Here is a 22,868-nt window from a genome sequence, read left to right on the forward strand (position 1 = left end):
ATGGCGATCGAAGCATCGCGCGACGAATCGGGTGCCGGCCGGCGGATCCGCCTGGGCATGGTCGGCGGGGGCGAGGGCGCGTTCATCGGCGCGGTGCACCGCATCGCTGCGCGGCTGGACGACCAGTACGAGCTCGTCGCCGGCGCGCTGTCGTCGGAGCCCGGCAAGGCACTGCGCTCGGCCCAGGCCATCGGCCTGGCGCGCGCCTATCCCGACTTCCACACGATGGCGCGCGAGGAGGCCGCGCGTCCCGACGGCATCGAGGTGGTGGCCATCGTGACGCCGAACGACCAGCACGCGCCCGCGGCCGAGGCGTTCCTGCGCGCGGGCATCCATGTCATCTGCGACAAACCCGTGACGACGACGCTCGCCGACGCGCAGCGCCTGGATGCTCTCGTGCAGGAGACGGGCAGGCTGTTCGCGGTGACGCACAACTACACCGGCTACCCCATGGTGCGGCATGCGCGCCAGCTGGTGCGCGACGGTGCGCTGGGCGATGTCCGCGTGGTCCAGGTCGAGTACGCGCAGGACTGGCTGACGGAGCGGCTGGAGGCCACCGGTCAGAAGCAGGCGGCCTGGCGCACCGACCCGAAGCGCTCCGGCGCCGGCGGCTGCATCGGCGACATCGGCACCCACGCGTTCAACCTGCTGAACTATGTGACCGGGCTGAAGACCGTCGAGCTCGCAGCCGAGCTCAGCACCTTCGTCGACGGCCGGGCGCTCGACGACAACGTGCAGGTGATGCTGCGACTGGCCAACGGCGCCCGCGGCGCCCTGTGGGCCAGCCAGGTGGCGCCCGGCAACGAGAACGCGCTGCGGCTGCGCGTGTACGGCAGCCGCGGCGGCCTCGAGTGGGCGCAGGAGCACCCGAACCAGCTGCGGTACTCGCCGTTCGGAGAGCCGGTGCGCACGGTGGCCCGCGGCACGTCGGCAACGTTGTCCGACGGGCAGCGGGTCACCCGCCTGCCGTCGGGCCATCCGGAGGGCTACCTCGAAGCCTTCGCAACGATCTATTCCGAGATCGCCCAGGCGATCCGCGCCGTGCGCTCCGGCCAGCCGGTCCCCGCGGGGGTCGACTTCCCGACGATGGCCGACGGCATCGACGGCCTGGCATTCATCGAGGCTGCGCTGCGCTCCTCGGCCGAAGGCGGCCGCTGGGTGCGGCTGTAGTGCCGGCAAGGCTCGCGCCGTGGCACTCCAGGTCAGCTTCCGCGGGATCGTGAAGGCCTTCGGGCCCGTGCGCGTGCTGCATGGCGTGAGCTTCGACCTCGAGCCTGGCCGGGTCGTCGGCCTGCTGGGCGAGAACGGTGCGGGCAAATCGACGCTGATGAAGATCCTCGCCGGCTACGAGACCATGAGCGGCGGCGACTTGCTGATCGACGGACAGCCTCGGCACTTCGCGGATTCGCGCGCGGCCGAGGCGGCCGGCATCGTGATGATCCACCAGGAGTTCAACCTGGCCGACGATCTGACCGTCGCGCAGAACATGTTCCTCGGCCAGGAGCGAGTGCGCGGCTGGCGCCTCGACAACGCCGCGATGCGCCGCGAGGCCGCGCAGGCGTTGCAGCAGATCGGGCTGGCCCTCGACCCCGACACCCGCACGCGCGACCTGATCGTCGCCGAGAAGCAGTTGGTGGAGATCGCGAAGGCGGTGTCGCGACGCGCGCGGCTGCTGGTGATGGACGAGCCGACCGCGACGCTGACGCCGACCGAGACCGAGCGCCTGTTCGCACTCATCCGGCGCCTGCGCGCGCAAGGCGTGGCCATCGTCTACATCTCGCACAAGCTCGACGAGGTCGAGCGCATCACCGACGAGGTCGTCGTGATGCGCGACGGCCGCTTCGTCGCGCGCGCGCCGACGTCGAGCGTCTCGCGCCATCAGATGGCCAACCTCATGGTCGGCCGCGAGCTGTCGGACATGTTCCCGCCCAAGGCCCCGGCGCCGGACGGCCCGCCATTGCTGGAGGTGCAGGGGCTGTCGGTGCCCGGCTGGGCCCACGACGTGAGCTTCGACCTGCGCCCGGGCGAGATCCTCGGCTTCGCCGGGCTGGTCGGCGCAGGCCGCACCGAGCTGTTCGAGGGGCTGTTCGGGCTGCGGCCCAGCCGCGGCGGGGAGGTGCGGCTGGCCGGCGTGCCGGTGCGCTTTGCCACGCCGAAGCAGGCGGCGCAGCACGGCCTGACCTATCTCAGCGAGGACCGCAAGGGCCGCGGGCTGCACGTGCGGCTGCCGCTGCTGGACAACGTCACGCTGATGGACCTGGACCGTCACGCCCGCCCGTGGCTCGACCATGGCTCCGAGCAGCGCGCGCTGCAGCAGGCGGTGGCCGACTTCGGCATCCGCTGCAACGACCTCGATGCGCCGGCGTCGTCCCTGTCGGGCGGCAACCAGCAGAAGCTGGCGATCGCCAAGGTGCTGCAGCCGGGTCCGCGCGTCGTCGTGCTCGACGAGCCGACGCGCGGGGTCGACGTCGGTGCCAAGCGCGACATCTACTTTCTGATCCGCCGCCTCGCGGACGAAGGCCGCGGCATCGTCGTCGTCTCGTCCGAGCTGGTCGAGCTGATCGGCTTGTGCCACCGCGTGATCGTGATGCGGGCCGGGCGCGTGCAAGCGACGCTGAGCGCCGCGCAATTGACCGAAGAGGAGCTCATCGCGCATGTCACAGGCACCCATTGACACCGTCGTCGCCTCGCCGCTCGAGCCTGACGTCGATGCCGGCGCCGCGGTCAGGCGGCCGCTCGCTCGCCGGTTCGGGCGCCAGCTGGTCGGCGCGCGGCCGCTGATCGGCCTCGTGCTCGTCTGCATCGCCGGCCAGCTGCTCAATTCGGATTTCGGCGCCTGGGACAACGTGATGAACGTGCTCACCCGCACGGCGTTCATCGGCATCATCGCAGTGGGCATGTGTTTCGTGATCATCGGCGGCGGCATCGACCTGTCGGTCGGCTCGATGGCGGCGCTGATCGCCGGTGCGGAAATCCTGCTGATGAATGCGCTCGCGCCGCACCTCGGCTCGCCGGTGACCGTGGTGCTGACCGGCCTGGCGGCCGCCGTCGCGATGGGCGTGCTCTTCGGCCTGGCGCACGGCCTGCTGATCACCAAGGGCAGCATCGAGCCCTTCATCGTCACGCTCGGCACCCTGGGCATCTTCCGCGCGGTGCTGACCTGGCTGGCCGACGGCGGGGCGATCACCCTCGATGGCACGCTCGCCGACACCTACGCACCGGTCTACTACGGCAGCCTGCTCGGCTTGCCGGTGCCGATCTATGTCTTCGCGTTCGTCGCCTTCGCCGGAGGCTTCCTGCTCAACGGCACGCGCTACGGTCGCTACGTGCAGGCGATCGGCAGCAACGAGCAGGTCGCGCGGTACGCGGCGGTGTCGGTCGACCGCGTGAAGATCGTCTCGTACGTTCTGCTCGGCGCCTGCGTCGGCGTGGCCACCGTGCTTTACGTGCCGCGGCTCGGGTCGGCATCGCCGACCACGGGCCTCCTGTGGGAGCTGGAGGCGATCGCCGCGGTGATCGTCGGCGGCACCGTGCTCAAGGGCGGCAGCGGCAGCGTGTTCGGCACCGTCGTGGGCGCCGTGCTGCTGTCCGTCATCAGCAACATCCTGAACCTGACCAGCATCATCAGCGTGTACCTGAACGCGGCGGTGCAGGGGGTGGTGATCATCATCGTGGCCTTCCTCCAGCGAGGGCGGCGCTGATGCGGCCGGGGAGCGCGGCGCGATTCGCGGCCCCGAAGAAGTTCCTGTCCAACTGAAGATCCGGAGACAACATGCATCGCAGACTCTTTACAGGTGCCGCGCTGGCACTGACCGCCATGGTTTCGTTGACCGCCCAGCCGGCGTGGGCCCAGAAGAAGGTCGTCATGGGCGTGTCCATCCCGGCCGCGACGCACGGATGGACCGGCGGCGTCGTGTACTGGGCCAAGCGGGCCGGGGCCGAGCTCGAAAAGGAAATCCCGGGCCTGAAGGTGATGGTGAAGACCGCCGGCTCCGCTTCGGAGCAGGCCAACCAGGTGCAGGATCTGGCCACCGTGAACCAGATCGACACGCTCGTGATCCTGCCTTTCGAGTCGGCGCCGCTGACGCAGCCGGTGGCGCAGGTGAAGAACAAGGGCGTGTTCGTGACCGTGGTGGACCGCGGCCTGACCGACCCCAATGCGCAGAACGCCTACGTCGCGGGCGACAACCCCGGCTTCGGCAAGGTGTCGGGGGAATACCTCGCGAAGGCGATCGGCGGCAAGGGCAACGTCGTCGTCCTGCGCGGCATCCCGACGGTCATCGACAACGAGCGGGTCGACGCCTTCAATGCCGTGATGAAGGAGCACCCCGGCATCAAGGTTCTCGACGCGAAGCACGGCAACTGGAACCGCGACGACGCGTTCAAGGTGATGCAGGACTACCTGACGCGCTTCAAGCAGATCGACGCGGTCTGGGCCTCGGACGACGACATGGCCGTCGGCGTGCAGAAGGCGATTGCGCAGGCCAAGCGCAGCGACGTCAAGCTCGTGCTCGGCGGCGCAGGCTCCAAGGAGTACATCAAGAAGGTGATGGACGGCGACAAGCTCGTCACCGCCGACGTGACCTACTCGCCGAGCATGATCGCCGATGCGATGAAGCTCACGGCCCGCGCGCGCGCCAAGGGCGATCCGCTGCCCGAGAAGACGATCATCCCGTCCGTCCTGATCACCAAGGACAATGCAAAGAAGTACTACTTCCCGGACTCGCCGTTCTGAGTTGGGAGACTGCGCGGCTTGGCCGCGCAGTCTCCCGGCTGCGCTGTCCGCACTGCTCCCCAGCCCCCTCGCGGAGAGGGCTTGGGGGAGTCGTGCATAGGCCCGGCCCGGGCCGAGGAGCTTGCCGCGCAAGCTTCTCAGCCCGGATACCAGATGCGGCGGGGATCGTCGGGCGCCCGCTCGTACGCCCACGCCGCATCGACCAGGCGCTCCAGGTCGTACTGCGGCCGCCAGCGCAGCAGGAAGCGCGCCTTGCTGTTGTCGAGCCAGGTCGAGTGGTAGCGCTCGCGGATCGGCACCAGCGGGCAGCCGCGGGTGCGCGCCAGGTAGTCGCCCAGGCGCAGGTAGTCGACCGGCTCGTCCATGCACACGTTCATCAGCTGGTGGCGCGCTCGCGGCTCGTCGATCGCGGCGAGGATCGCGCCGACGAGGTCGTCGACATGCACGAAGTTGCGCAGCAGGCCCGCGCCCGCCGGGTCGAGCAGCACCGGAATCGAGCCGCGTCGGGCGTGCTCGGCCGCGGCCTCGGCCCCGACCAGGTCGCACCAGCGCGGCGCACCGAACACGTCGGGGCCGAAGCTCAGGTGAAAGCGCAGGTCGTCCTTCTCCAGGATCCAGGGCGCGCGCAGGCAGCAGCCGTTCAGCCCGTACTGAACGTAGTACTGCTGCAGCATGGTCTCCTCGAGCACCTTCGACAGCGCATAGCAGCCGGGGTAGGCGCTGTGCGGCTGGGTCTCCACGACCGGTACCGGATGCGGGTAGTGGAAGTGCCCGACCGCCGCATCGCCGCCGATCAGGATGAACTGCCGGAAGGTCGGGCTCGCGCGGCAGGCCTCGAGCAGCCAGAACAGGCCCTTGACCGACACGTCCATCACGTCATCGGGCGTCTCCTTGCTGGTCGCCAGGTGGAGCACGTGGGTGACGCCCGCCACGGCCTGCAGAACGGCCGCGCGGTCCTGGATGGCGCCGAACACCGACTCGATCCGCTCGTGGGCGGGCAGCGGCCTCTGGTGGCACAGCGCGCGCACCCGCCAGTGGGCGAAGGCCTGTTCGCCGAGCAGGCGGGCGATGAAGGCGCGACCGACCTTGCCGGCGGCGCCGGTGACGAGGATGAGAGGGGAGGGTGTCGGTGTCATGAGAACAGGTGCCGACGCGGTTATCGGTCAGGCCGAACCCGTACGTCGATTGGGCCTGACCCAGGCAGCCGTGCGCACTCGGGAGATTCCCTGAGGTGCGCACCTCATTTGTCGGGCCAAATGGCCCTCCGGTGTGAAACTGGTCTGACCAGTCCGACATCCCCGCAGGCGGGTTGCCTGCAGTAACAGGAACGAGGAGATGGCCCCATGAAACTCGCTTGGAAAGCGATTCTGAGCCGCAGGACAACGATCGTCGCCCTGGCCGTCGGGTTGTGCGCTGCGGGTGTCTCGACGGCTCAGAGCAAGAAGAACCTGGTCTTCGTGGTGAACGGCGCGTCCGACTTCTGGAAGATTGCCGAGGCCGGCGTGAAGAAGGCGCAGGGCGAGCTGCCGAAGTACGGCCTGCAGTTCAAGTACCCGGAACAGGCCTCCGCCGCAGCGCAGCAGCGGCTGATGGAGGACCTGGTGGCCGCGGGCGCCGCCGGCATCATGGTGAGCGCGGTCGACCCGAAGAACCAGGTCGACGGCCTCAACAAGCTCGCCGGACAGACGCTGATCTTCACCACCGACTCCGACGCGGCGCAGTCCAAGCGCGTGGCCTACATCGGCTCGTCGAACGTCGACCTCGGCAAGGACGCGGGCAAGCTGATGCTCAAGGCGCTGCCGCAAGGCGGCAAGTGCATCGGCTTCGTCGGCCTGCTCGGCGCCGACAACGCGCGCGAGCGCATCCAGGGCGTGAAGGAAACGATCAAGGGCTCCAAGGTCGAGATGATCGACGTGCGCGGCGACGAGATCGACCAGGGCCGCGCCAAGCGCAATGTCGAGGACGCGCTGGCGGCGAACCCCGACATCGCCTGCCTCGTGGGCTTCTATTCGTACAACACGCCGCGCATCTACGAGGTGCTGAAGGAGACCGGCAAGCTCGGCAAGATCAAGGTGATCGGCTTCGACGAAGACCCCATCACCCTGGGTGGCGTGAAGGAAGGCAGCATCGTCGGCACGGTCGTGCAGCAGCCGTTCGAGTGGGGCTACCAGGGCATGAAGCTGATGGCCGCCTATCTCGAGGGCAACAAGTCCGGCATCCCGAAGGACGGGATCATCATCGTGCCGGGCAAAGTGATCGACAAGTCGAACGTCGACGCCTTCACCGCGAACCTGAAGCAGATGATGGGCAAGTAGGCCGGCAGGGTGCGGAACCGCGCGCGCCGGCGCTGCCGGCGCGCCGCGGTTCCGCAGGCCTGCACGGCACGGCGATCGACATCGAGATGACCAGTCCATTCCTCGAGCTGATCGGCATCCGGAAGACGTATCCGGGGGTCCTCGCGCTGAACGCGGTGAGCCTGTCCGTCTGCCCGGGCGAGGTGATCGGCCTGGTCGGCGAGAACGGCGCCGGCAAGTCGACGCTGATGAAGGTGCTCGGTGGCGTGGTCGCACCGGACGCCGGCGTCATCCGCACCGACGGCGTCGACCGCCAGTCGCTGACCGTGCACGACGCGATGGCGACCGGCATCGCGTTCGTCCACCAGGAACTCAACCTGTTCGAGAACCTGGATGTCGCGGCGAACGTGTTCATCGGCCGCGAGATGCTCAAGGGCAGCTTCCTGAAGCTCGTCGACACGCGGGAACTGCAGCGGCGCGTGCGGCCCCTGCTGGAGCGGCTGGGCTGCGACTTCGGTCCCGACACCATGGTCGAGACCCTGTCGCTCGCCCAACGGCAGCTGGTGGAGATCGTCAAGGCGCTCTCGCTGGAGGCGCGACTGGTGATCATGGACGAGCCGACGTCGAGCCTCACCATCACGGAGACGGAGCGTCTGCTGCGGGTCATTGCCGGACTGAAGGCCGACGGCGTGAGCGTCATCTTCATCTCGCACCGCCTCGGCGAGGTGGAGCGCTGCGCGGACCGCGTCATCGTGCTGCGCGACGGCACTGTCGCAGGCGAGCTGAGCCGCGAGCACGTGCGCCACGCCGCGATGATCCGGCTGATGGTCGGGCGCGAGCTGAAGGGGACCTACCGGCCGCCTGCGCGCCCCCCGGCGGGGCAGGCGCTCGAGGTCGTCGATGCGCGCACCCGAACCTACCCCGACAAGACGGTCACGCTGACGGTGCGCCAGGGCGAGATCCTGGGACTCGCGGGCCTCGTGGGATCGGGGCGCACCGAGCTGGCGCGGGCGCTTTTCGGCATCGACCGGCTTCTCGCGGGCACGGTGCGGGTCGCCGGCACCCCCATCACGGCGGGCCGCCCGCGCTCGGCGATCGAACGGGGGCTGTATCTGGTGCCCGAGGATCGCAAGCGCGCGGGCCTGCTGCTCGACGTGTCGGTCGCCGAGAACATCTCGCTGCCCAACCTGCGGTCGTACGCCCCGGGCATGCTGGTCGCCGTGGCGGCCGAGCGGCTGAACGCGGAACGCCAGAAGAAGAGCCTGGGCATCCGCGTCCCCGACGTCGGCACCGCCGCAGGCGTGCTGTCGGGCGGCAACCAGCAGAAGGTCGTGCTGGCCAAGTGGCTGTCGATGAACCCGCGTGTGATCGTGCTCGACGAGCCGACGCGCGGCATCGACGTCGGCAGCAAGAGCGACATCTATGGATTGTTGCGGGACCTGGCCGACGCGGGTGTGGCCATCCTGATGATCTCCTCCGACATGGAGGAGGTGATCGGCGTGTGCGACCGCATCGCGGTGATGCACGAAGGAAGCATCAGCGGCATCCTCGACCGGGCCGAGTTCAGCGAGCACAACGTCCTCAGGCTGGCCGTGGGCGCCCTCGAGGCCACACTCTGAAGCCGGGACCGACATCCGAGGAGCCAACGTGATCTTCAAGAAGGACATCGGACTGTTCGTGCTGATCCTCGTGGTCGGCACGGTCGTCGCCATCATCAATCCGCGCTTCCTGCTCGCCGGGAACATCTCGAACACGGCGAACCAGGTCGGTCTGTTCGGCATCCTCGCGGTCGCCCAGGCCTTCGTGATCCTCACCGGCGGCATCGAGTTGTCGGTCGGTGCGATCGTCGCGCTGCTGGGCGTGCTGTTCATCGACCTGATCGTCAACATGAACGTGCACTGGGCGGTCGCGGTGGTGATCGTGATCGGCGCGGGCATGCTGATGGGTCTGGTCCATGGCGTGCTGGTCGCCAAGGTCGGCATGCAGCCTTTCGTGGTGACACTGTGCGCGCTGCTGATCTACCGCGGCACGGCGCGCTACTACACCGAGGACGCGACGGTCGGCTTCGGGTTCGGCGCCAGCTTTCCCACGCTGGAGTGGCTGACGGCCGGCCGGTCGGAGGTCTTCGCGCCGCTCGCGCGGCTGTTCGGGCACGAGGGACCGACGATCGCGGTGCCGCACACGCTGATCGCGCTGGCGGTGGTCACGCTGCTCGCCGGCGTGGTGCTGCACCGGTCGGTGCTCGGCCGCTACCTGTTCGCGATCGGCAAGAACGAGGAGGCGGCCCGCTATTCGGGGATCGCCACCGGCCGCATCACCATCGCTGCCTATGTGATCTGCTGTGGGCTCTCGGCGCTCGCCGCGATCGTGCTGGCGATGTACACGCGTTCGATCGCCCCGGCCGTGCACGGCAACTTCTACGAGCTCTACGCGATCGCGGCAGCGGTCCTCGGCGGCTTCTCGCTGCGCGGCGGGGAAGGGTCCATCCTCGGCGTCGTGCTCGGCACCATCCTGCTGCAGGTGCTGCAGAACCTGGTCAACCTGCTGGGCATTCCGAGTTCGCTGAACTTCGCGGTGATGGGCTCGGTGATCCTGATCGGGGTGCTGGCCGATCAGCAGTTCACGCGCTACCGCAACCGGTCCGTGGCCCAGGCAGCGCACGCCCGCCCCGCGCCTGCACGCGGCGGGACGGCCGACAGCAGCGCGAGCGTGTGAGCGCAGGGACGGCAGCGATGCGGTGTTCGTGGTCGGTGATGCCCGCAACGAGGATGCCGCCGTCGGCCGCATCCGTCAGCCGCCGACCCACCGCTCCTCGGACATCTTCAGATGCGAACGCATCGCCGATTCGGCGGCCAGCGGATCGCGTGCCTCCAGTGCTCGAAGCACCGCCTCGTGCTCTTTCACGGCCATGTTCCAGGTGCGCGTGTTCTCGTAGCGCGAGCGCAGCTTGGTGGAGATCGGACTGTGGCGCTCGTCGAACAGGTCGCCCACCAGGCGCACCAGGACCGAATTGCCGGTCATCTCCGCCACCGTGAGGTGGAACAGCCGGTCCGGTTCGATCGGTGCCCGCCGACGGGTGACCTCGGCACGCATGTCGTTCACGATGCCGCGCAGGCGCTCGAGCGCTTGCGGGGTGACGCGTGCGCAGGCCAGCACGACGACCGAGCCCTCCAGCGCGGCACGCGCCTGCATGAGCTCGCTCGGACTCTCGCCCAGCGCTACCGGCTCGCGCGCCGGCCGCTCGGGCGGCGTGCACACGTACACCCCCGAGCCGCTGCGGATCTCGACGCTGCCTTCGACGTCCAGCGCAATCAGGGCCTCGCGCAGCGACGGCCGCGACACGCCCAGCTGCTGTGCCAGATCGCGCTCGGGAGGCAAACGGGTGCCGACGTCGAAGCCGCCCTGCTGAATCAGCTCGCGGATCTGGTCCGCGATCTGCTGATAGAGGCGGCGAGGTTCGACTTGCTTGAACTGAACTGACATGGCAATGGGCGCCCCGAATTGGCCTGACCATGATAGCGACAGCCGCGGGACGGGTGCTTCGCCGGACGGATCGCCGCGGACCTTGCCGGCCGCGCCCGCGGCAGGCAGAGGAAGGGGTTCGGCGTCACGAGCGCAGGCGTCCCAGGCCGAGCGCGGTCGCGATGATCACACCCTTGGCGATGAGCTGAAGGTCTATCGGAACGTCGAGGATGTTCATCGCGTTGTTGAGTGCGCCGAGGAAGAGCACCCCGAGCACCGTGCGCGCCACCGATCCGCGCCCGCCGCTGAGCTGGGTGCCGCCCAGCACCACCGCGGCGATGACGTCGAGCTCGGTGCCGAACTCGCCGTAGGTCGCCGAGCCGGTGTGCACCTGGGACGCCAGGATCACGCCGGCAAGGGCGGCGCACAAGCCACTCAGGCCGTACAGCGACATCGTCGTCTGCCGCGTGCGATGGCCGCTGAGCCACGCGACGCGTTCGTTGTCGCCGATGGCGGTGACCCTCAGGCCGAGCGCGCTGCGGCGCTGCACGAAGACCAGCGTGGCCGCCACGGCGCCGAACAGCCACACCGAGAATGGCAGGCCGGCGATGCTGCCGGTGCCGATGAAGCTGAAGGCCGGCTGCCCGCGCACCGCGTGCAAGTCCGGCCCACCCAGGAGCAGCGCCGAGCCGCGCACGATGCTCAGCATGGCCAGCGTGACGATGATCGGCGGCAGTCCGCCCAGCGCAATGAGCCCGCCGCTGCACAGGCCGATCGCCAGGCCCAGGCCCAGCGACAGCGCGAGCGCGATCGGCAGCCCGAGCCCCGCGTCGAGCGACAGCACGGCGACCAGTCCCGACAGGGCCAGCACGGGCCCGATCGACAGGTCGATGCCGCCGGTCATGATCACGAAGGTCATCGCCGACGCCATGATCCCGACGATCGCCACCTGACGCAGGATGCCGACGAGGTTGTCGGCGCCGAGAAATGCCGGCTGGATCCATGCGAACAGCGCGACTGCCGCCGCCGCGGCGAGCGGCAAGGCCGACGCGGCCAGCCGCCGGCGCCAGACCGGATCACGCATGCCGGGCATGGCGATGGCGCTCATGCCGGCGCCGCTCCGAAATCGGCCACCAGTTCGGCAATGCTCGTGTGTCGTGCATCGCGGGTTCGCACGATGCGGCCCTCGGCCATCACGACGATGCGATCGGCGATCGCCATCACTTCCTCGAGGTCCGAGGAGACGACGAGGATCGCGGTGCCGCGCGTGCGCTCGGCGCGCAGCGTGGCGTAGATCTCCGCCTTCGCCCCCACGTCCACACCGACCGTGGGCTCGTCGAGGATGAGCACCCGCGGCTGCAGCTCCAGCCACTTTCCGAGCAGCACCTTCTGCTGGTTGCCGCCGGACAGCGATCGCACCAGGCGGCTCGGCGCCGGCGGCTGCACGTTCAATGCGGCGATCCACCGCTGGGCCGTCTCGCGCACGCGCGCCGCGACGAGCAGGCCGCTGCGGCTGCAGCGGTTGACCGTCGCGAGCACCAGGTTTTCGGCCACCGACAGGTTCAGCAGCAGGCCCTCGCGATGGCGATCCTCGGGGACGAATCCGATCCCGTGCGCGATGGCCTCGCGCGGGGAGTGGAGGACGACCGGGCGGCCGTCGAGCTCGAGCGTGCCGGCATCCAGACGATCGGCGCCGAAGATCGCGCGCATCAGCTCGGTCCGCTTCGAGCCGACCAGACCGGTGACGCATACGATCTCTCCGCCGTGCACGTCGAGGTCGATGTCGCGGAACAGGGCCCGGCGGGACATGCCGGCGCAGCGCAGCCGCGGCGGGCCTGTCCGCTGGGCCGGCGCGGGCCAGGCGCTGCCGCTGCGGCTGTCGCGTGCGAGAACGTCGCCCACCATGTGGCGCACCAGGCCCGCCCGGTCCATCGTCCCGATCGGCGCATCGGCGACCACGCGGCCGTCACGCATCACCGTGACCGTGTCGCACACGGAGAACACCTCGTCGAGCATGTGGCTCGTGTAGACGATGGCGACTCCCCGCGAGCGCAGGTGGCGAATCGTCGCGTGCAGTCGCGCGACGTCGGCCACCGACAGCCAGCCGGTCGGCTCGTCCATCAACAGCACGCGTGCCTCCAGGGCGAGCGCCTTGAGGATCTCGACTTCCTTCTGCTTCACGGTCGGCAGTTCCGCGACCGGCACGTCGAGGTCGAGATCGATGTGGTGGCGCGCCAGCAGCGCGCGCGCATCGTCGCGCAGCCGCCGGCGGTCGAGGAGCCCGAGTCGGCGGGTGGGGACGCGGCCGAGGTACAGGTTGTCGAGCACCGACATCTGCGGCACGAGGTTCGAGTGCTGATAGATGCACGCGACGCCGCGCCGCAGCATCTCCGTCGGCCTGCCCAGGGGCGCGGCTTCGCCGCAGATCTCCACCTGCCCGCCGCTGGGCGCGATGGCGCCGGCCAGGATCTTCAGCAGCGTCGACTTGCCCGCGCCGTTCGAGCCGACCAGCGCGCGCACCTCGCCCGCGGCGACCGTGAAGTCGGTCGGCTGCAGCACCGTCTGCGTGCCGTAGGTCTTGGTGACGGCACGGGCGCGGATCGGCGATGCGGCATCCATGTCAGTCCCGCAGCAGGGAGCGGCGAACGACCTGAGCGAGCCCGCGTTCCATGCTAGGTGGCGTGGTCCGCGGCATGCCGTCGCACGAGCCAGCGGGCGTGCGCCACCGCCGCGAGCAGGACCGCGCCGGTGAGGATCTGCTGCACGAACTGCGAGATGCCGTACAGCGTGAGCCCCAGCAGCACCACACCGAGCAGGAAGGTGCCGAGCACGGGTCCCCACAGCGAGCCGCTGCCGCCGCGCACGCTGACCCCTCCGATCACCGCGCCGGCGATCGCCGTCAGTTCGAGGCCGTTGCCCAGCGACTCCGTCGCGGTGGTCAGGCGAGCCAGCAGCAGCAGCGCCGCGATGCCCGCGCACAACCCGCTCAGGGTGTAGGCCAGCACGACGCCACGCGCGACCGGGATGCCCGCCAGCCGCGCCGCCTCGGGGTTGCCGCCGATCGCGAGCAGCTCATGACCGAAGCGCGACCGCGACAGCAGGGTCTGGAACAGCACGAGCAGCACCAGCATCACGACGAACGACATCGGAATCGCCGGCAGCGAGAGCGCGCCCGGCAGGTCCAGCGCGCTGCCGAGGTCGAAGAAGGTCTCCAGCCCGATGATCCAGGGGTCGGTGATCGGCGTGGTCGACAGCTCGGGCATCAGCTGGCGACCCGAGATCGCGAACACGAGGCCGCGGTAGGCCGCGAGCGTGGCCAGCGTCGCGATGAAGGGCTGCAGGCCCAGGCCGGCGACGAGCAGGCCGTTGACCGCGCCGGCCAGCGTGGCGACCGTGACCGCCAGGAGCAGCACCGCCCAGCCGGGCAGCTGCAGCAGCAGCGACGCATCCAGCGCCACCATGGCCGCCAGCGCGACGATCGCCCCGACCGAAAGGTCGATTCCGCGCACGATGATCGCAAACGCCTGGCCCATCGCGACGATGGCGATGAACGCGTAGCCGGCCATCAGGTTCTCGAGGTTGCTCGCCGATGCGAAACGCGGTGCGACCGCGCAGAAGAACGCGAACGTCACTGCAAAGAAGATCGGCAACGCGCTGGACCCGGCAGGGGCGAACCTCCTCGGTCGATGGGCCATGGCGTCGGGCGTCTCACCAGCGCTGGCTGGGCTGGATCTGCCGCACGTTGTCGCGCGTGGCGATCAGGTAGGGCATGAGCAGCCGCGCCTTCGCCTTCACGGCGGTCGCGGGCACGTTGCCGGCGGCCAGCATCGTCGCCGCCGCAGCGGCGAAGCGGCCCTGCTGGTAGACGTCGGTGTACTGCGTGCCGGTGAGTTCCCCGTTTTCGATCGACTCGAGCGCGTCCTTCTCGCCGTCGTTGCCGAAGACGACCAGCTTGCCGAGCAGGCCCTTCTCCTTCGCGACGTCGATCGCGCCGAGGGCCATCGAGTCGTTGACGCCGTAGACGCCGCCCAGGCCCGGCCGCGCGGCGAGGATGGTCGCGAGCACGTCCTGAGCCTTCTTGCGTGACCAGTCGGCCACCTGGTCGGCGACGATCCGGATGGCGGGGTGGTGCTTCTTCATGCCCTCGACGAAGCCCTTCGTGCGCTGGTCACGGATGACGATGCCGGGCGGCGCGTTGAGGATCGCGACGTCGCCCTTGCCGCCCATCTTGTCGCCCATGACCCGCGCGATGTCCATCGCGCCGTAGTAGTGGCTCATCTCGACGTGCGCGGCATGCTGCGAGCTTGCATCGATGTTCAGCGTGATCACCGAGATGCCGGCGCGCTTGGCCTTGTTGATCGACGGTGCGAGCGCAACGCTGTCGATCGGCTGCAGGAAGATGACCGAGGTCGCCTCGTTGATCAGGGTGTCCATCAGGCTCACCTGGACCTCGACCTTGTTCTGGCCGTCCAGCAGCCTGTACTCGAATCCCGGCTGATTCTTGAGCACCTCCTCGATGCCCTTGGACCATGCGGCCGGCACGGTGTGCGGCTGCCATTGGATGAAGGCGGTCTTCAGCGTGGAGGGTGCAGCCGCCGCGGCGCCGCCCATGCCGAGCCGGCCCGATTGCGGATCGGCGCCGCCGAGCAGCGCGCCCGCGCCGGCGCCCAGCGTGGCGGAGGCCACCACGGCCTGTTTGATGAAGCCTCGGCGCGGCGTCTTGCGCGATGGTCCTGACAGATGGTCGGTCATGGCGGTCTCCTGGGTTCGGGCCCGGCGGTGGCCTGCGTCAGGCGTTGCGGTCAGGCCAGTCATGTAACGTTGTGATTTGGCCTGACCAGCGCGGTCGAAGGCAACTCGGTAAATTCCCTGAGGTACGTTCCTCAGAAGCTTCCGCAGGCAAAAAAAAGGTCCGCGCGCAGCGCGGACCGAAGGGTCGTCGACCGTCGGGTCCCCGCTTGCCGCTCTCTTCAACCAGCGGGGTTGGCCGGGACCACGGGAGATTCTTCGCGGCGGTTCAGAACCAGATTTCCACCTGCGCCCCGTAGCTGGTGCCGCGGGTCTTGCCGTCGCCGATGCCGGTGAGGCCGCCGGGGCCGGCCGCGGCGTTGGCGGCGTCGTTCCACTTGGCCGTCGTCACGTACAGGCGCAGCTCGGGGCGGTTCCAGAAGCCCGGGCCGGTGCTGAGCGTGGGCGCGAAGGTGAACTTCGCGAGCTTCTGCGTCGCGCCGTTGTCGGGCTTCTTCTGCGAATAGCCCAGCTCCCCGACCAGCTTGAAGTTCTTGCTGAGCGCGTACGAGGCCCGCCCGCCGATCGTGCCCGAGCTGGTCTTCACGCCGCTGGCGCCGTCCTTGTCCTGCTGCACCATCGCTTGCGCCTGGCCGCCCAGCGCGCCGAGCTGCCAGGTCAGGCTTTCCACCAGGCGGATCGCCCGCGTGCCGGAGGCGGCGGCGAGGTTGCCGAAGTTGCCGTCCAGCCCGGCCGAGCCGTTGGCGAACTGCAGCCACAGGGTGTTGCCGCCGCCCCAGCTGGACATCTCCTGGTTGTGCTGCAGGCTCAAGCCCGCGCCGCTCTTGCCGCCGCTGAAGTCGCCGTGGGTGAAGGTGCCGGTCAGGCGCAGCTTGCCGCCCGGGTTGAGCTCGATGTCGTGTGCGTCCAGGTTCAGTCGCGAGCCCGGATGCACGGCGTCGCCGTCGGTGCGGAAGTAGGCGAAGTTGAGCTTGCCGGTGCCGAGGTCGACGACGTTGTCGGCTCCGGCGCCCACGCCCGACATGTTGACGTAGAAGGTGTCGACGATGTGCACGTCGGCGCGGCCGTAGAAGCGCTTGCCGATCCAGAAGGTGGCCTTCGGGGCGATGTCGTAGCCCTTGCCCTCGACATACATCTGGTTGATGCCGACCTTGGAGTCGCCGGTGTCGGTGCCGGGGTTGTGCAGGTTGGTCATCAGCGCGGCCTTGTAGTCCACGCCGTCCTTCTGGAATTCCTGGCTGAGCATGAATTCGCCGTAGATGTCGCACTCGTTGCCCAGCCGGTACTTCAGGCCCGGGCCGTTCAGGCCGTAGCAGGCGCGCGCGGCATCCTTCTTGGTCGCGCCCGGTCCCGCGCGGAAATATCCGCCCCAGTCGACGGCCGAGGCCGGCGTGCAGGTGGCAGCCGCAGCGGCGACCGCCAGCATGGCAAGGGGAACTCTGTGGTGCTTGGTCGTCATGACTCTGTCTCCGTGGTCGTTTGCAGATGCGCCGGGCAAAGCAATGCCGAGCGCGGTGTTTCCCGTGCTGTTTTGTGTCTGAGAGGAGAGACGTGCAGCGGCTCAGCCGCTGTCGTTGAAGCTCGCCATGGCGGAGCCCTTCCGTGGCCTCGACATTGCGGCGCGCAGGCCGCCCTGGGGACGGGCCGCGCCGCGTTCGTTGCGCAAGGCCAGCAGCGTGCCGATCACATCAGCACTCCACGATGGCCTTGATCACGCCTTGCGCGGGATCGAGCAGCCGCGCGAACTCCGCCGGCACGCGCGCCAGCGGAAGACGGTGCGTGTTGAGCACGCCATCGGGGATCTGCCCTCGGCGCATCGCCTGCAGCACGGTCTCGAAGTCCTCCATCGTGGCGTTGCGGCTGCCCAGCAGGGTCGTCTCGCGCTTGTGGAACTCGGGGTCCGAGAAGGTGATGTCGTCGCGCACCACCGAGATCAGCACGTACGTACCTGCGTGGGCGACGAAGCGGAAGCCGCGCTCCATCGCTCGCGCATTGCCGGTGGCGTCGAACACCACGTCGAAGAAGTCCCCGCCGCTGAGCGCCGACAGCTGCGCCTCGTCGTCGGGGCCGATGACGACGCCGGCGTGCGCACCGAGATGCCGGACGCAGAACTCGACACGCTCCGGCCGGGTGTCGAGCGCGACGACCGTCGCATCATGCAGGCGCGAGAAGAGCAGGGCCGCGATCCCGATCGGCCCGTTGCCCACCACCAGCACCCGCTGGCCTTCGCGCACCTGCGCGCGGCGCACCGCGTGGGCGCCGATCGACAGGAACTCGACCATCGCGGCCTGGTCGAGCGTGATGCCCTCGGCCTTGTGCACGAAGGGCTCCGGCACGCACAGGTACTCGGTGAACGCGCCGTCGCGATGCACGCCCAGCACCTGCAGCTTGACGCAGCAATTGGTCCGCCCGGCGCGGCAGGCGATGCACTGCCCGCACGACAGGTACGGCATGACGAACACCGGATCGCCCGGCTTCAGCGCGCTGCCTGCGGGTGCCTGCTCGACGACGCCCGACAGCTCGTGCCCCATCACGCGCGGGTATTCGAGGTAGGGCTGGCTGCCGCCGAAGATGTGAAGATCGGTGCCGCACACACCCACGCGCTTCACGCGCAGCATCACCTCCCGCTCGCCGCGCGCAGGCATCGGCCGCTCGTGTGCGCTCAAGGTGCCCGGGCTCTCGCAGATCACGGTCAGCATGGCTGTCCTTGGAGATTCTTCTTCAGGGTCGAAGGACGACATCGAACGCGCGCTGCACTGCTGCCGCGCGCGTTCGTGCGAGGCCTGCTCAGTACAGGACGTTCTTCGCTTCCGCCGAATCGATGTTCTTCTTGGTCACCATCACGACGCCGGTGTCGCGGAACTTCGGCACCTTCTTGCCCGTCAGCACTTCGACGGCGGTCTGTACGCCCAGGCTGCCCATCTGGTAGGCGCTCTGCACCGCGATGGCTTCGATCGTGCCGTCCTTGACGAAGCCTTGCAGGTCGCCATTGCCGTCGAATCCGATGGCGGCCACCTTGCCGGCCTTGCCGCTTTGCACCAGTGCGCGGCCCATGCCGATGGCCGTCGGCTCGTTGGCGCCGAAGATCCCTTTCAGGTCGGGATTGGCCGCCAGCACGTCGGTGGTCTGGTTGAGCGCGGTGCCCATCTGCGAGTTGGAATAGAAGGGCCCGAGGATCTGCAGCTTCGAGTGCGTCTCGATGTACTTCCTGAAGCCGCCCACGCGCCCGATCTCCGAGCCCGATCCGGCGGTGTAGGACATGATCGCGATCTTGCCGGTGGTGCCGATCTTGTCGATCAGCGCCTTCGCGCACAGCTCGCCCGCCTGCTGGTTGTCGGTCGCCAGGAACGACTGGTAGTAGTTCTTGCCCGCCTCGGACGCGGCCGAGTCGATGAGGATCACCGGGATCTTCGCCTCCCACGCCTTCTTCATCGCCGGGATCAGCGCGTCGGGGTCCGACGGTGCGAGCACGATCGCGGCGACCTTGCGATTCACCGCGTTTTCCACCAGCGCCACCTGGCCGGCCAGGTCGGTGTCGGATGCCGCGCCCTGGAAGCTCGCGGTGTAGCCCTTGAGCTGGGCGACGCCGTCGTTGGCGCCCTTCTTCACGTTCTGCCAGAAGTCGGAGTTGGCGGTCTTCACGATGACCGCGATCTCCTTGTCGGCGGCCCTGGCCGGCAAGGCAATCGCGGCGCCGGCAAGCGCCAGCGTCGAGGCGATCAGGGTGGTCAGCAGCTTCTTCATGTCTCAGTCCTCTTGGTGAAGAGAGTGTTCTCTCTGTCGATCCCGGTCGAGCCCGCCGGAGGGTCTCATCGGCGATGACGCATCTGGTCGATCCATACCGTGAGCAGGATGACCAGGCCGATGATGATTTGCTGTGTGAAGGCGGACACGCCGCCCATGTTCAAGCCGTTGCGCAGGATTCCGATGACGAAGGCGCCGATCAGCGTGCCGGAGATCGTGCCGATGCCGCCGGACAGCGACGTGCCGCCGATGACCGCTGCCGCGATGGCGTCGAGCTCGTACATGAGACCTTCGCTCGGCTGCGCGGTGACCAGACGCGACATCAGGACGCAGCCCGCCATGCCGGCCAGCGTGCCCGAGAGCACGTAGGCGAACAGCGTCACGCCTCGCACGTTCACGCCGGACAGGCGCGCCGCCTCGCCGTTGGAGCCGACGGCGTAGATGTGGCGACCCAGCCGCGTGCGGGTGAGCAGCACGGCCACTGCGATGGCCAGGGCCACCATCAGCAGCACCGGGTACGGAATGCCCGGGAAGACGACATCGGGAAACCCGTCGCTGCCGAGCTTGACGACGCGCCACAGCGAGCCGTTGCCGAGTTCGGCGAAGCTGTCGCCGAGTCCGCCGATCGCCTTGGCGTCGGTGATCTGCAAGGCGACGCCGCGGGCCACGAGCATCATGCCCAGCGTCGCGATGAACGGCGGCAGCCTGAGCAGCGTGACGCACAGGCCGTTGATGGCACCGCACAGGGCGCCGACAGCCAGGCCGGCCAGCATGCCCAGCGGCACGGCGGCGCCGCCCTTGACCGCGAGCGCGGCGACCACGCCCGCCAGCGCCAGGATGGCGCCGACCGACAGGTCGATGCCGCCGGTGATGATCACGCAGGTCGCGCCGATGCCCAGGTAGGCGATGGACGTGACCTGCAACGCGACCGTCATGCCGTTGCCGACCGACAGGAACGCCGGACTCACGAACGAGAACACGACGCTCAGGCCCAGCAGGCTGGCGAGCGCGGCGAATTTCTGGAACAGGTCTTTTTGCTTGTCGTTCATGGCGTCAATGGACATGCCCGCGCCCGGAGGCGTATCGCATGATTTCTTCCTCGCAGGTGGCGCGCGTGTCCAGCACGCCGGCGATGCGGCCGGCATGGAACACCGCCACGCGGTCCGTCATGCCGAGGATCTCCGGCAGCTCGGAGCTGATCAGCACCACGCCGATGCCCTGTGCCGCCAGCGCGTCGAGCAGCGTGTAGATCGCGTACTTCGCGCCGACGTCGATGCCGCGGGTGGGCTCGTCGAAGAACAGCACGCGTGAATCGCGGAACAGCCACTTGGCGATCACCACCTTCTGCTGGTTGCCGCCGGACAGCAGGCGCACGGGCTGCCGCGTGGTCGGCGTGCGAATCGCCAGCGACTGCACATAGCGCTGCGCCGCGGCCTCCTCCTCGTCGAAGCGGATGAAGCCGAGCCGGCCGCAGACGGCTCGCATGTTCGCCAGGCTCACGTTGTGCGCCACCGTCATGCCCAGCGCGAGCCCCTCGCCCTTGCGGTCTTCGGACAGATAGGCGATGCCGTGGCGGATGGCATCGCGCGGTGAGCGGATCTGCAGCGGCACGCCGCCCAGGCGCACGCTGCCCGCGTCGACGGGGTCGGCGCCGAACACCGCGCGCGCCACCTCGGTGCGGCCGGCACCGATCAGCCCGGCGAAGCCCAGGATCTCGCCGCGGCGAAGCTCGAAACTGATGTCGCTGAACACGCCGGTGCGCTGCAGGCCATCGATCGTCAGCAGCACTTCGGTCGTCGGCACCGAGGTTCGCGGCGGGAACTTGTCCTCGATCGCGCGGCCCACCATGCGGGCGACGATCTCGTCCACGGTGGTGTCGGCAAAAGCCTCGGTGCACACGTGGCGCCCGTCGCGCAGCACCGTCACGCGGTCGACGATGTGCGCCATCTCCTCGAGGCGGTGCGAGATGTACACCAGCGCGACGCCCGCGCGCTTGAGCTCGTGGATGACCTTGAACAGCTGCGCTGTCTCGGAGTCGGTGAGCGACGAGGTGGGCTCGTCCATGATCAGCACCTCGGCCTCGAGCGACAGCGCCTTGGCGATCTCCACCATCTGGCGCTGCGCCACCGACAGCGTGCGCACGATGGCCTTGGGATCGATGTCGACGCCGAGCCGATCGAGGCAGCGGCGCGCGTCCGCATGCAGTCGAGGCCGGTCGACGAACCAGCCGGCGACCGGCTCGCGGGCGAGGAAGATGTTCTCCGCCACCGACAGGTCCGGCACCAGGTTCAGCTCCTGGTGGATCATCGCGATGCCTGCCGCCTCGGCCGCGCGGCTCGACGCGAACCGGACCGGCTGCCCCTTGTACGTGATGTGTCCGCTGTCGGGCTGCAGCTGGCCGCTGATGATCTTCATCAGCGTCGACTTGCCGGCGCCGTTCTCGCCGCACACCGCGTGCACTTCGCCGCCGCGAACGTCGAAGGAGACGTCCTGCAGGGCGGTGACGGTCAGGAAGGTCTTGCCGATGCCGGCCAGCGCCAGCACCGGCATGCCCTGCAGCGCCATGTCGGCCTGGGCATGCCCGACGGTCGATGCGAAACGCCTCTCCAAAAGCCCACCCCTTCTGCGATCGTTTGCGGCGGTGGGATACGGCGGCGCGACGATCGGTGGACCCGAACGGTCAAGCCAATCGCTGCGCTACGTGGTATTACCACCTTACCATTGATGTGTATTTGGCCTGACCGTTTCGCCGCGGCATCATGGGACATTCCCTGATTCGCGCGTTCCACGAACAGGGCGCTCTCGCGCCTGCGGGAGAGATTGATGTGGTGCGCGCGTCACCGACTTGTTGCCCCGCAACCGGATGCTCTCCCTCTCCCGCTCGCGGGAGAGGGGCAGGCGCCGATCTCGCGCTTGCGGGAGAGGGGCAGCAGTGAGGGCAGGCTGTCGGCGAGCGCTCAGCCGATCCGACTGCCGCGCGTGTTCAGGTAGACCGCGTACAGCGAGCTCGTCGCGCAGATGAACAGGCGATTTCTCTTCGCCCCGCCGAAGCAGAGGTTGGCGACGGTCTCCGGCACGCGCACCTTGCCGAGCAGCGTGCCGTCGGGCGCGTGGCAATGCACACCGTCTCCGGCGCTCAGCCACAGGTTGCCGTGGACGTCCACGCGCAACCCGTCGTACAGGCCCACGGGGCACTGCGCGAACACTTCGCCACCGGCCAGGTCGCCGTGCGGCCCGACGTGAAAGCGCCGCACGTGTCGCGGCCCGTCGGCCTGGTGCGTCGCGCCGGTGTCGGCGATGTAGAGCAGCGATTCGTCCGGCGAGAACGCGAGCCCGTTGGGCTGCACGAAGTCGCCGGCCACGACCGTGATCGATCCGGTGCTCCCGTCGATGCGGTACACGCGCCGCGCGCCGATCTCGCTGGGCGACGCATCGCCTTCGTAGTCCGAGTCGATGCCGTAGCTGGGATCGGTGAACCAGATGCTGCCGTCCGACATCGTCACCACGTCGTTGGGCGAGTTGAAGCGCTTTCCCTGGTAGTGCGAGGCCAGCACGGTGCGCGTGCCGTCGGGCTCCGTGCGCGAGACGCAGCGGCCGCGGTGCTCGCACGTGACGAGCCGGCCCTGGCTGTCGACGGTGTTGCCGTTGCTGTTCATCGAGGGCTGCCGGAACACCGACACCGATGCGTCGGTCTCGTCCCAGCGCATCATCCGGTCGTTCGGAATGTCGGACCAGACCAGATAGCGACCTGCCGCAAACCACGCCGGGCCTTCCGCCCAGCGGCAGCCGGTGGCCAGGCGCTCGAGGTGCACGTTGGCAAAGACGAGTGCGCGAAAGCGCGGGTCGACCACTTCGAAGCTGGAGGTGAGTTCGATGGCCATGCC

Annotated in this window: 20 protein-coding genes; 7 read left to right on the plus strand and 13 right to left on the minus strand. The window is 68.9% G+C overall.

Features of this window, described 5'->3' with window-relative positions; translation table 11 throughout:
• The 4 genes from P7V53_RS13500 to P7V53_RS13515 all read left to right on the plus strand — a co-directional run bounded on the left by P7V53_RS13500 (window position 1) and on the right by P7V53_RS13515 (window position 4,735).
• Complete coding sequence (locus P7V53_RS13500; protein ID WP_280155985.1) at window positions 1–1,170, plus strand: Gfo/Idh/MocA family oxidoreductase; 1,170 nt, start codon at window positions 1–3, stop codon at window positions 1,168–1,170.
• Between the two features lie 19 nt (window positions 1,171–1,189).
• Entirely contained in the window at window positions 1,190–2,674 is a 1,485-nt protein-coding gene (locus P7V53_RS13505) for a sugar ABC transporter ATP-binding protein (protein ID WP_280155986.1), read from the plus strand.
• A complete protein-coding gene (locus tag P7V53_RS13510) occupies window positions 2,655–3,701 on the plus strand; it encodes an ABC transporter permease (RefSeq protein ID WP_280155987.1) in 1,047 nt (348 codons plus the stop codon). The genes P7V53_RS13505 and P7V53_RS13510 overlap by 20 nt, the downstream gene beginning before the upstream one ends.
• Before the next feature lie 71 nt (window positions 3,702–3,772).
• On the plus strand, window positions 3,773–4,735 hold the full coding sequence (locus P7V53_RS13515) for an ABC transporter substrate-binding protein (RefSeq protein ID WP_280155988.1): 963 nt from the start codon (window positions 3,773–3,775) through the stop codon (window positions 4,733–4,735).
• 137 nt (window positions 4,736–4,872) lie between these two features.
• Here the strand turns inward: P7V53_RS13515 and P7V53_RS13520 are convergent, their stop codons facing one another.
• Window positions 4,873–5,871 carry an NAD(P)-dependent oxidoreductase gene (locus tag P7V53_RS13520; RefSeq protein ID WP_280155989.1) on the minus strand — a complete coding sequence of 333 codons (999 nt, stop codon included), beginning with the start codon at window positions 5,869–5,871 and terminating at the stop codon, window positions 4,873–4,875.
• Between the two features lie 207 nt (window positions 5,872–6,078).
• Between P7V53_RS13520 and P7V53_RS13525 the strand changes: the two genes are divergently transcribed.
• The 3 genes from P7V53_RS13525 to P7V53_RS13535 all read left to right on the plus strand — a co-directional run bounded on the left by P7V53_RS13525 (window position 6,079) and on the right by P7V53_RS13535 (window position 9,744).
• A complete protein-coding gene (locus tag P7V53_RS13525) occupies window positions 6,079–7,050 on the plus strand; it encodes a sugar-binding protein (protein WP_280155990.1) in 972 nt (323 codons plus the stop codon).
• Window positions 7,051–7,136: 86 nt separating this feature from the next.
• On the plus strand, window positions 7,137–8,648 hold the full coding sequence (locus P7V53_RS13530) for a sugar ABC transporter ATP-binding protein (RefSeq protein WP_280155991.1): 1,512 nt from the start codon (window positions 7,137–7,139) through the stop codon (window positions 8,646–8,648).
• Between the two features lie 28 nt (window positions 8,649–8,676).
• Complete coding sequence (locus P7V53_RS13535) at window positions 8,677–9,744, plus strand: ABC transporter permease (RefSeq protein WP_280155992.1); 1,068 nt, start codon at window positions 8,677–8,679, stop codon at window positions 9,742–9,744.
• 75 nt (window positions 9,745–9,819) lie between these two features.
• Here P7V53_RS13535 and P7V53_RS13540 read toward each other — a convergent pair whose 3' ends face one another.
• From P7V53_RS13540 to P7V53_RS13595, 12 genes are all read right to left on the minus strand, one after another.
• Complete coding sequence (locus P7V53_RS13540) at window positions 9,820–10,512, minus strand: FadR/GntR family transcriptional regulator (protein WP_280155993.1); 693 nt, start codon at window positions 10,510–10,512, stop codon at window positions 9,820–9,822.
• 124 nt (window positions 10,513–10,636) lie between these two features.
• Window positions 10,637–11,599: an ABC transporter permease gene (locus P7V53_RS13545; protein ID WP_280155994.1), complete on the minus strand. Its 963-nt coding sequence runs from the start codon at window positions 11,597–11,599 to the stop codon at window positions 10,637–10,639.
• The gene (locus P7V53_RS13550) at window positions 11,596–13,110 is read right to left on the minus strand and encodes a sugar ABC transporter ATP-binding protein (RefSeq protein WP_280155995.1); all 1,515 of its coding nucleotides are present in this window, start codon (window positions 13,108–13,110) and stop codon (window positions 11,596–11,598) included. Before P7V53_RS13550 ends, P7V53_RS13545 begins: the two co-directional genes overlap by 4 nt.
• Before the next feature lie 53 nt (window positions 13,111–13,163).
• Window positions 13,164–14,123: an ABC transporter permease gene (locus tag P7V53_RS13555; protein WP_280155996.1), complete on the minus strand. Its 960-nt coding sequence runs from the start codon at window positions 14,121–14,123 to the stop codon at window positions 13,164–13,166.
• 76 nt (window positions 14,124–14,199) lie between these two features.
• Window positions 14,200–15,243, minus strand: coding sequence for a sugar ABC transporter substrate-binding protein (locus P7V53_RS13560; protein WP_280155997.1), 1,044 nt, complete (start codon window positions 15,241–15,243; stop codon window positions 14,200–14,202).
• Window positions 15,244–15,508: 265 nt separating this feature from the next.
• Window positions 15,509–16,699, minus strand: coding sequence for a carbohydrate porin (locus tag P7V53_RS13565; RefSeq protein WP_280155998.1), 1,191 nt, complete (start codon window positions 16,697–16,699; stop codon window positions 15,509–15,511).
• Window positions 16,700–16,801: 102 nt separating this feature from the next.
• Window positions 16,802–16,927 (minus strand): hypothetical protein, encoded by a 126-nt coding sequence (locus tag P7V53_RS13570; RefSeq protein WP_280155999.1) that lies wholly within the window; start codon window positions 16,925–16,927, stop codon window positions 16,802–16,804.
• Window position 16,928: 1 nt separating this feature from the next.
• Window positions 16,929–17,939 carry a zinc-binding alcohol dehydrogenase family protein gene (locus P7V53_RS13575; RefSeq protein WP_280156000.1) on the minus strand — a complete coding sequence of 337 codons (1,011 nt, stop codon included), beginning with the start codon at window positions 17,937–17,939 and terminating at the stop codon, window positions 16,929–16,931.
• An 88-nt stretch (window positions 17,940–18,027) separates the two neighbouring features.
• Entirely contained in the window at window positions 18,028–18,984 is a 957-nt protein-coding gene (locus tag P7V53_RS13580; RefSeq protein ID WP_280156001.1) for an ABC transporter substrate-binding protein, read from the minus strand.
• Between the two features lie 65 nt (window positions 18,985–19,049).
• The gene (locus P7V53_RS13585) at window positions 19,050–20,033 is read right to left on the minus strand and encodes an ABC transporter permease (RefSeq protein ID WP_280156002.1); all 984 of its coding nucleotides are present in this window, start codon (window positions 20,031–20,033) and stop codon (window positions 19,050–19,052) included.
• A gap of 4 nt (window positions 20,034–20,037) precedes the next feature.
• On the minus strand, window positions 20,038–21,549 hold the full coding sequence (locus P7V53_RS13590) for a sugar ABC transporter ATP-binding protein (RefSeq protein ID WP_280156510.1): 1,512 nt from the start codon (window positions 21,547–21,549) through the stop codon (window positions 20,038–20,040).
• A gap of 392 nt (window positions 21,550–21,941) precedes the next feature.
• Complete coding sequence (locus tag P7V53_RS13595) at window positions 21,942–22,865, minus strand: SMP-30/gluconolactonase/LRE family protein (protein ID WP_280156003.1); 924 nt, start codon at window positions 22,863–22,865, stop codon at window positions 21,942–21,944.
• Window positions 22,866–22,868: the final 3 nt, after the last annotated feature.

It is taken from the genome of Piscinibacter sp. XHJ-5, from assembly GCF_029855045.1.
GTDB lineage: Bacteria > Pseudomonadota > Gammaproteobacteria > Burkholderiales > Burkholderiaceae_C > Albitalea.

Excerpts from the sequence above, each read along its gene's own strand:
- P7V53_RS13545 (WP_280155994.1), bottom strand. The coding sequence starts at position 11,599 with ATGAGCGCCATCGCCATGCCCGGCATGCGTGATCCGGTCTGGCGCCGG.
- P7V53_RS13590 (WP_280156510.1), bottom strand. The coding sequence starts at position 21,549 with ATGGCGCTGCAGGGCATGCCGGTGCTGGCGCTGGCCGGCATCGGCAAG.
- P7V53_RS13595 (WP_280156003.1), bottom strand. The coding sequence starts at position 22,865 with ATGGCCATCGAACTCACCTCCAGCTTCGAAGTGGTCGACCCGCGCTTT.
- P7V53_RS13515 (WP_280155988.1), top strand. The coding sequence starts at position 3,773 with ATGCATCGCAGACTCTTTACAGGTGCCGCGCTGGCACTGACCGCCATG.
- P7V53_RS13565 (WP_280155998.1), bottom strand. The coding sequence starts at position 16,699 with ATGACGACCAAGCACCACAGAGTTCCCCTTGCCATGCTGGCGGTCGCC.
- P7V53_RS13520 (WP_280155989.1), bottom strand. The coding sequence starts at position 5,871 with ATGACACCGACACCCTCCCCTCTCATCCTCGTCACCGGCGCCGCCGGC.
- P7V53_RS13585 (WP_280156002.1), bottom strand. The coding sequence starts at position 20,033 with ATGAACGACAAGCAAAAAGACCTGTTCCAGAAATTCGCCGCGCTCGCC.
- P7V53_RS13510 (WP_280155987.1), top strand. The coding sequence starts at position 2,655 with ATGTCACAGGCACCCATTGACACCGTCGTCGCCTCGCCGCTCGAGCCT.
- P7V53_RS13530 (WP_280155991.1), top strand. The coding sequence starts at position 7,137 with ATGACCAGTCCATTCCTCGAGCTGATCGGCATCCGGAAGACGTATCCG.
- P7V53_RS13525 (WP_280155990.1), top strand. The coding sequence starts at position 6,079 with ATGAAACTCGCTTGGAAAGCGATTCTGAGCCGCAGGACAACGATCGTC.
- P7V53_RS13540 (WP_280155993.1), bottom strand. The coding sequence starts at position 10,512 with ATGTCAGTTCAGTTCAAGCAAGTCGAACCTCGCCGCCTCTATCAGCAG.
- P7V53_RS13575 (WP_280156000.1), bottom strand. The coding sequence starts at position 17,939 with ATGCTGACCGTGATCTGCGAGAGCCCGGGCACCTTGAGCGCACACGAG.
- P7V53_RS13560 (WP_280155997.1), bottom strand. The coding sequence starts at position 15,243 with ATGACCGACCATCTGTCAGGACCATCGCGCAAGACGCCGCGCCGAGGC.
- P7V53_RS13500 (WP_280155985.1), top strand. The coding sequence starts at position 1 with ATGGCGATCGAAGCATCGCGCGACGAATCGGGTGCCGGCCGGCGGATC.
- P7V53_RS13550 (WP_280155995.1), bottom strand. The coding sequence starts at position 13,110 with ATGGATGCCGCATCGCCGATCCGCGCCCGTGCCGTCACCAAGACCTAC.
- P7V53_RS13580 (WP_280156001.1), bottom strand. The coding sequence starts at position 18,984 with ATGAAGAAGCTGCTGACCACCCTGATCGCCTCGACGCTGGCGCTTGCC.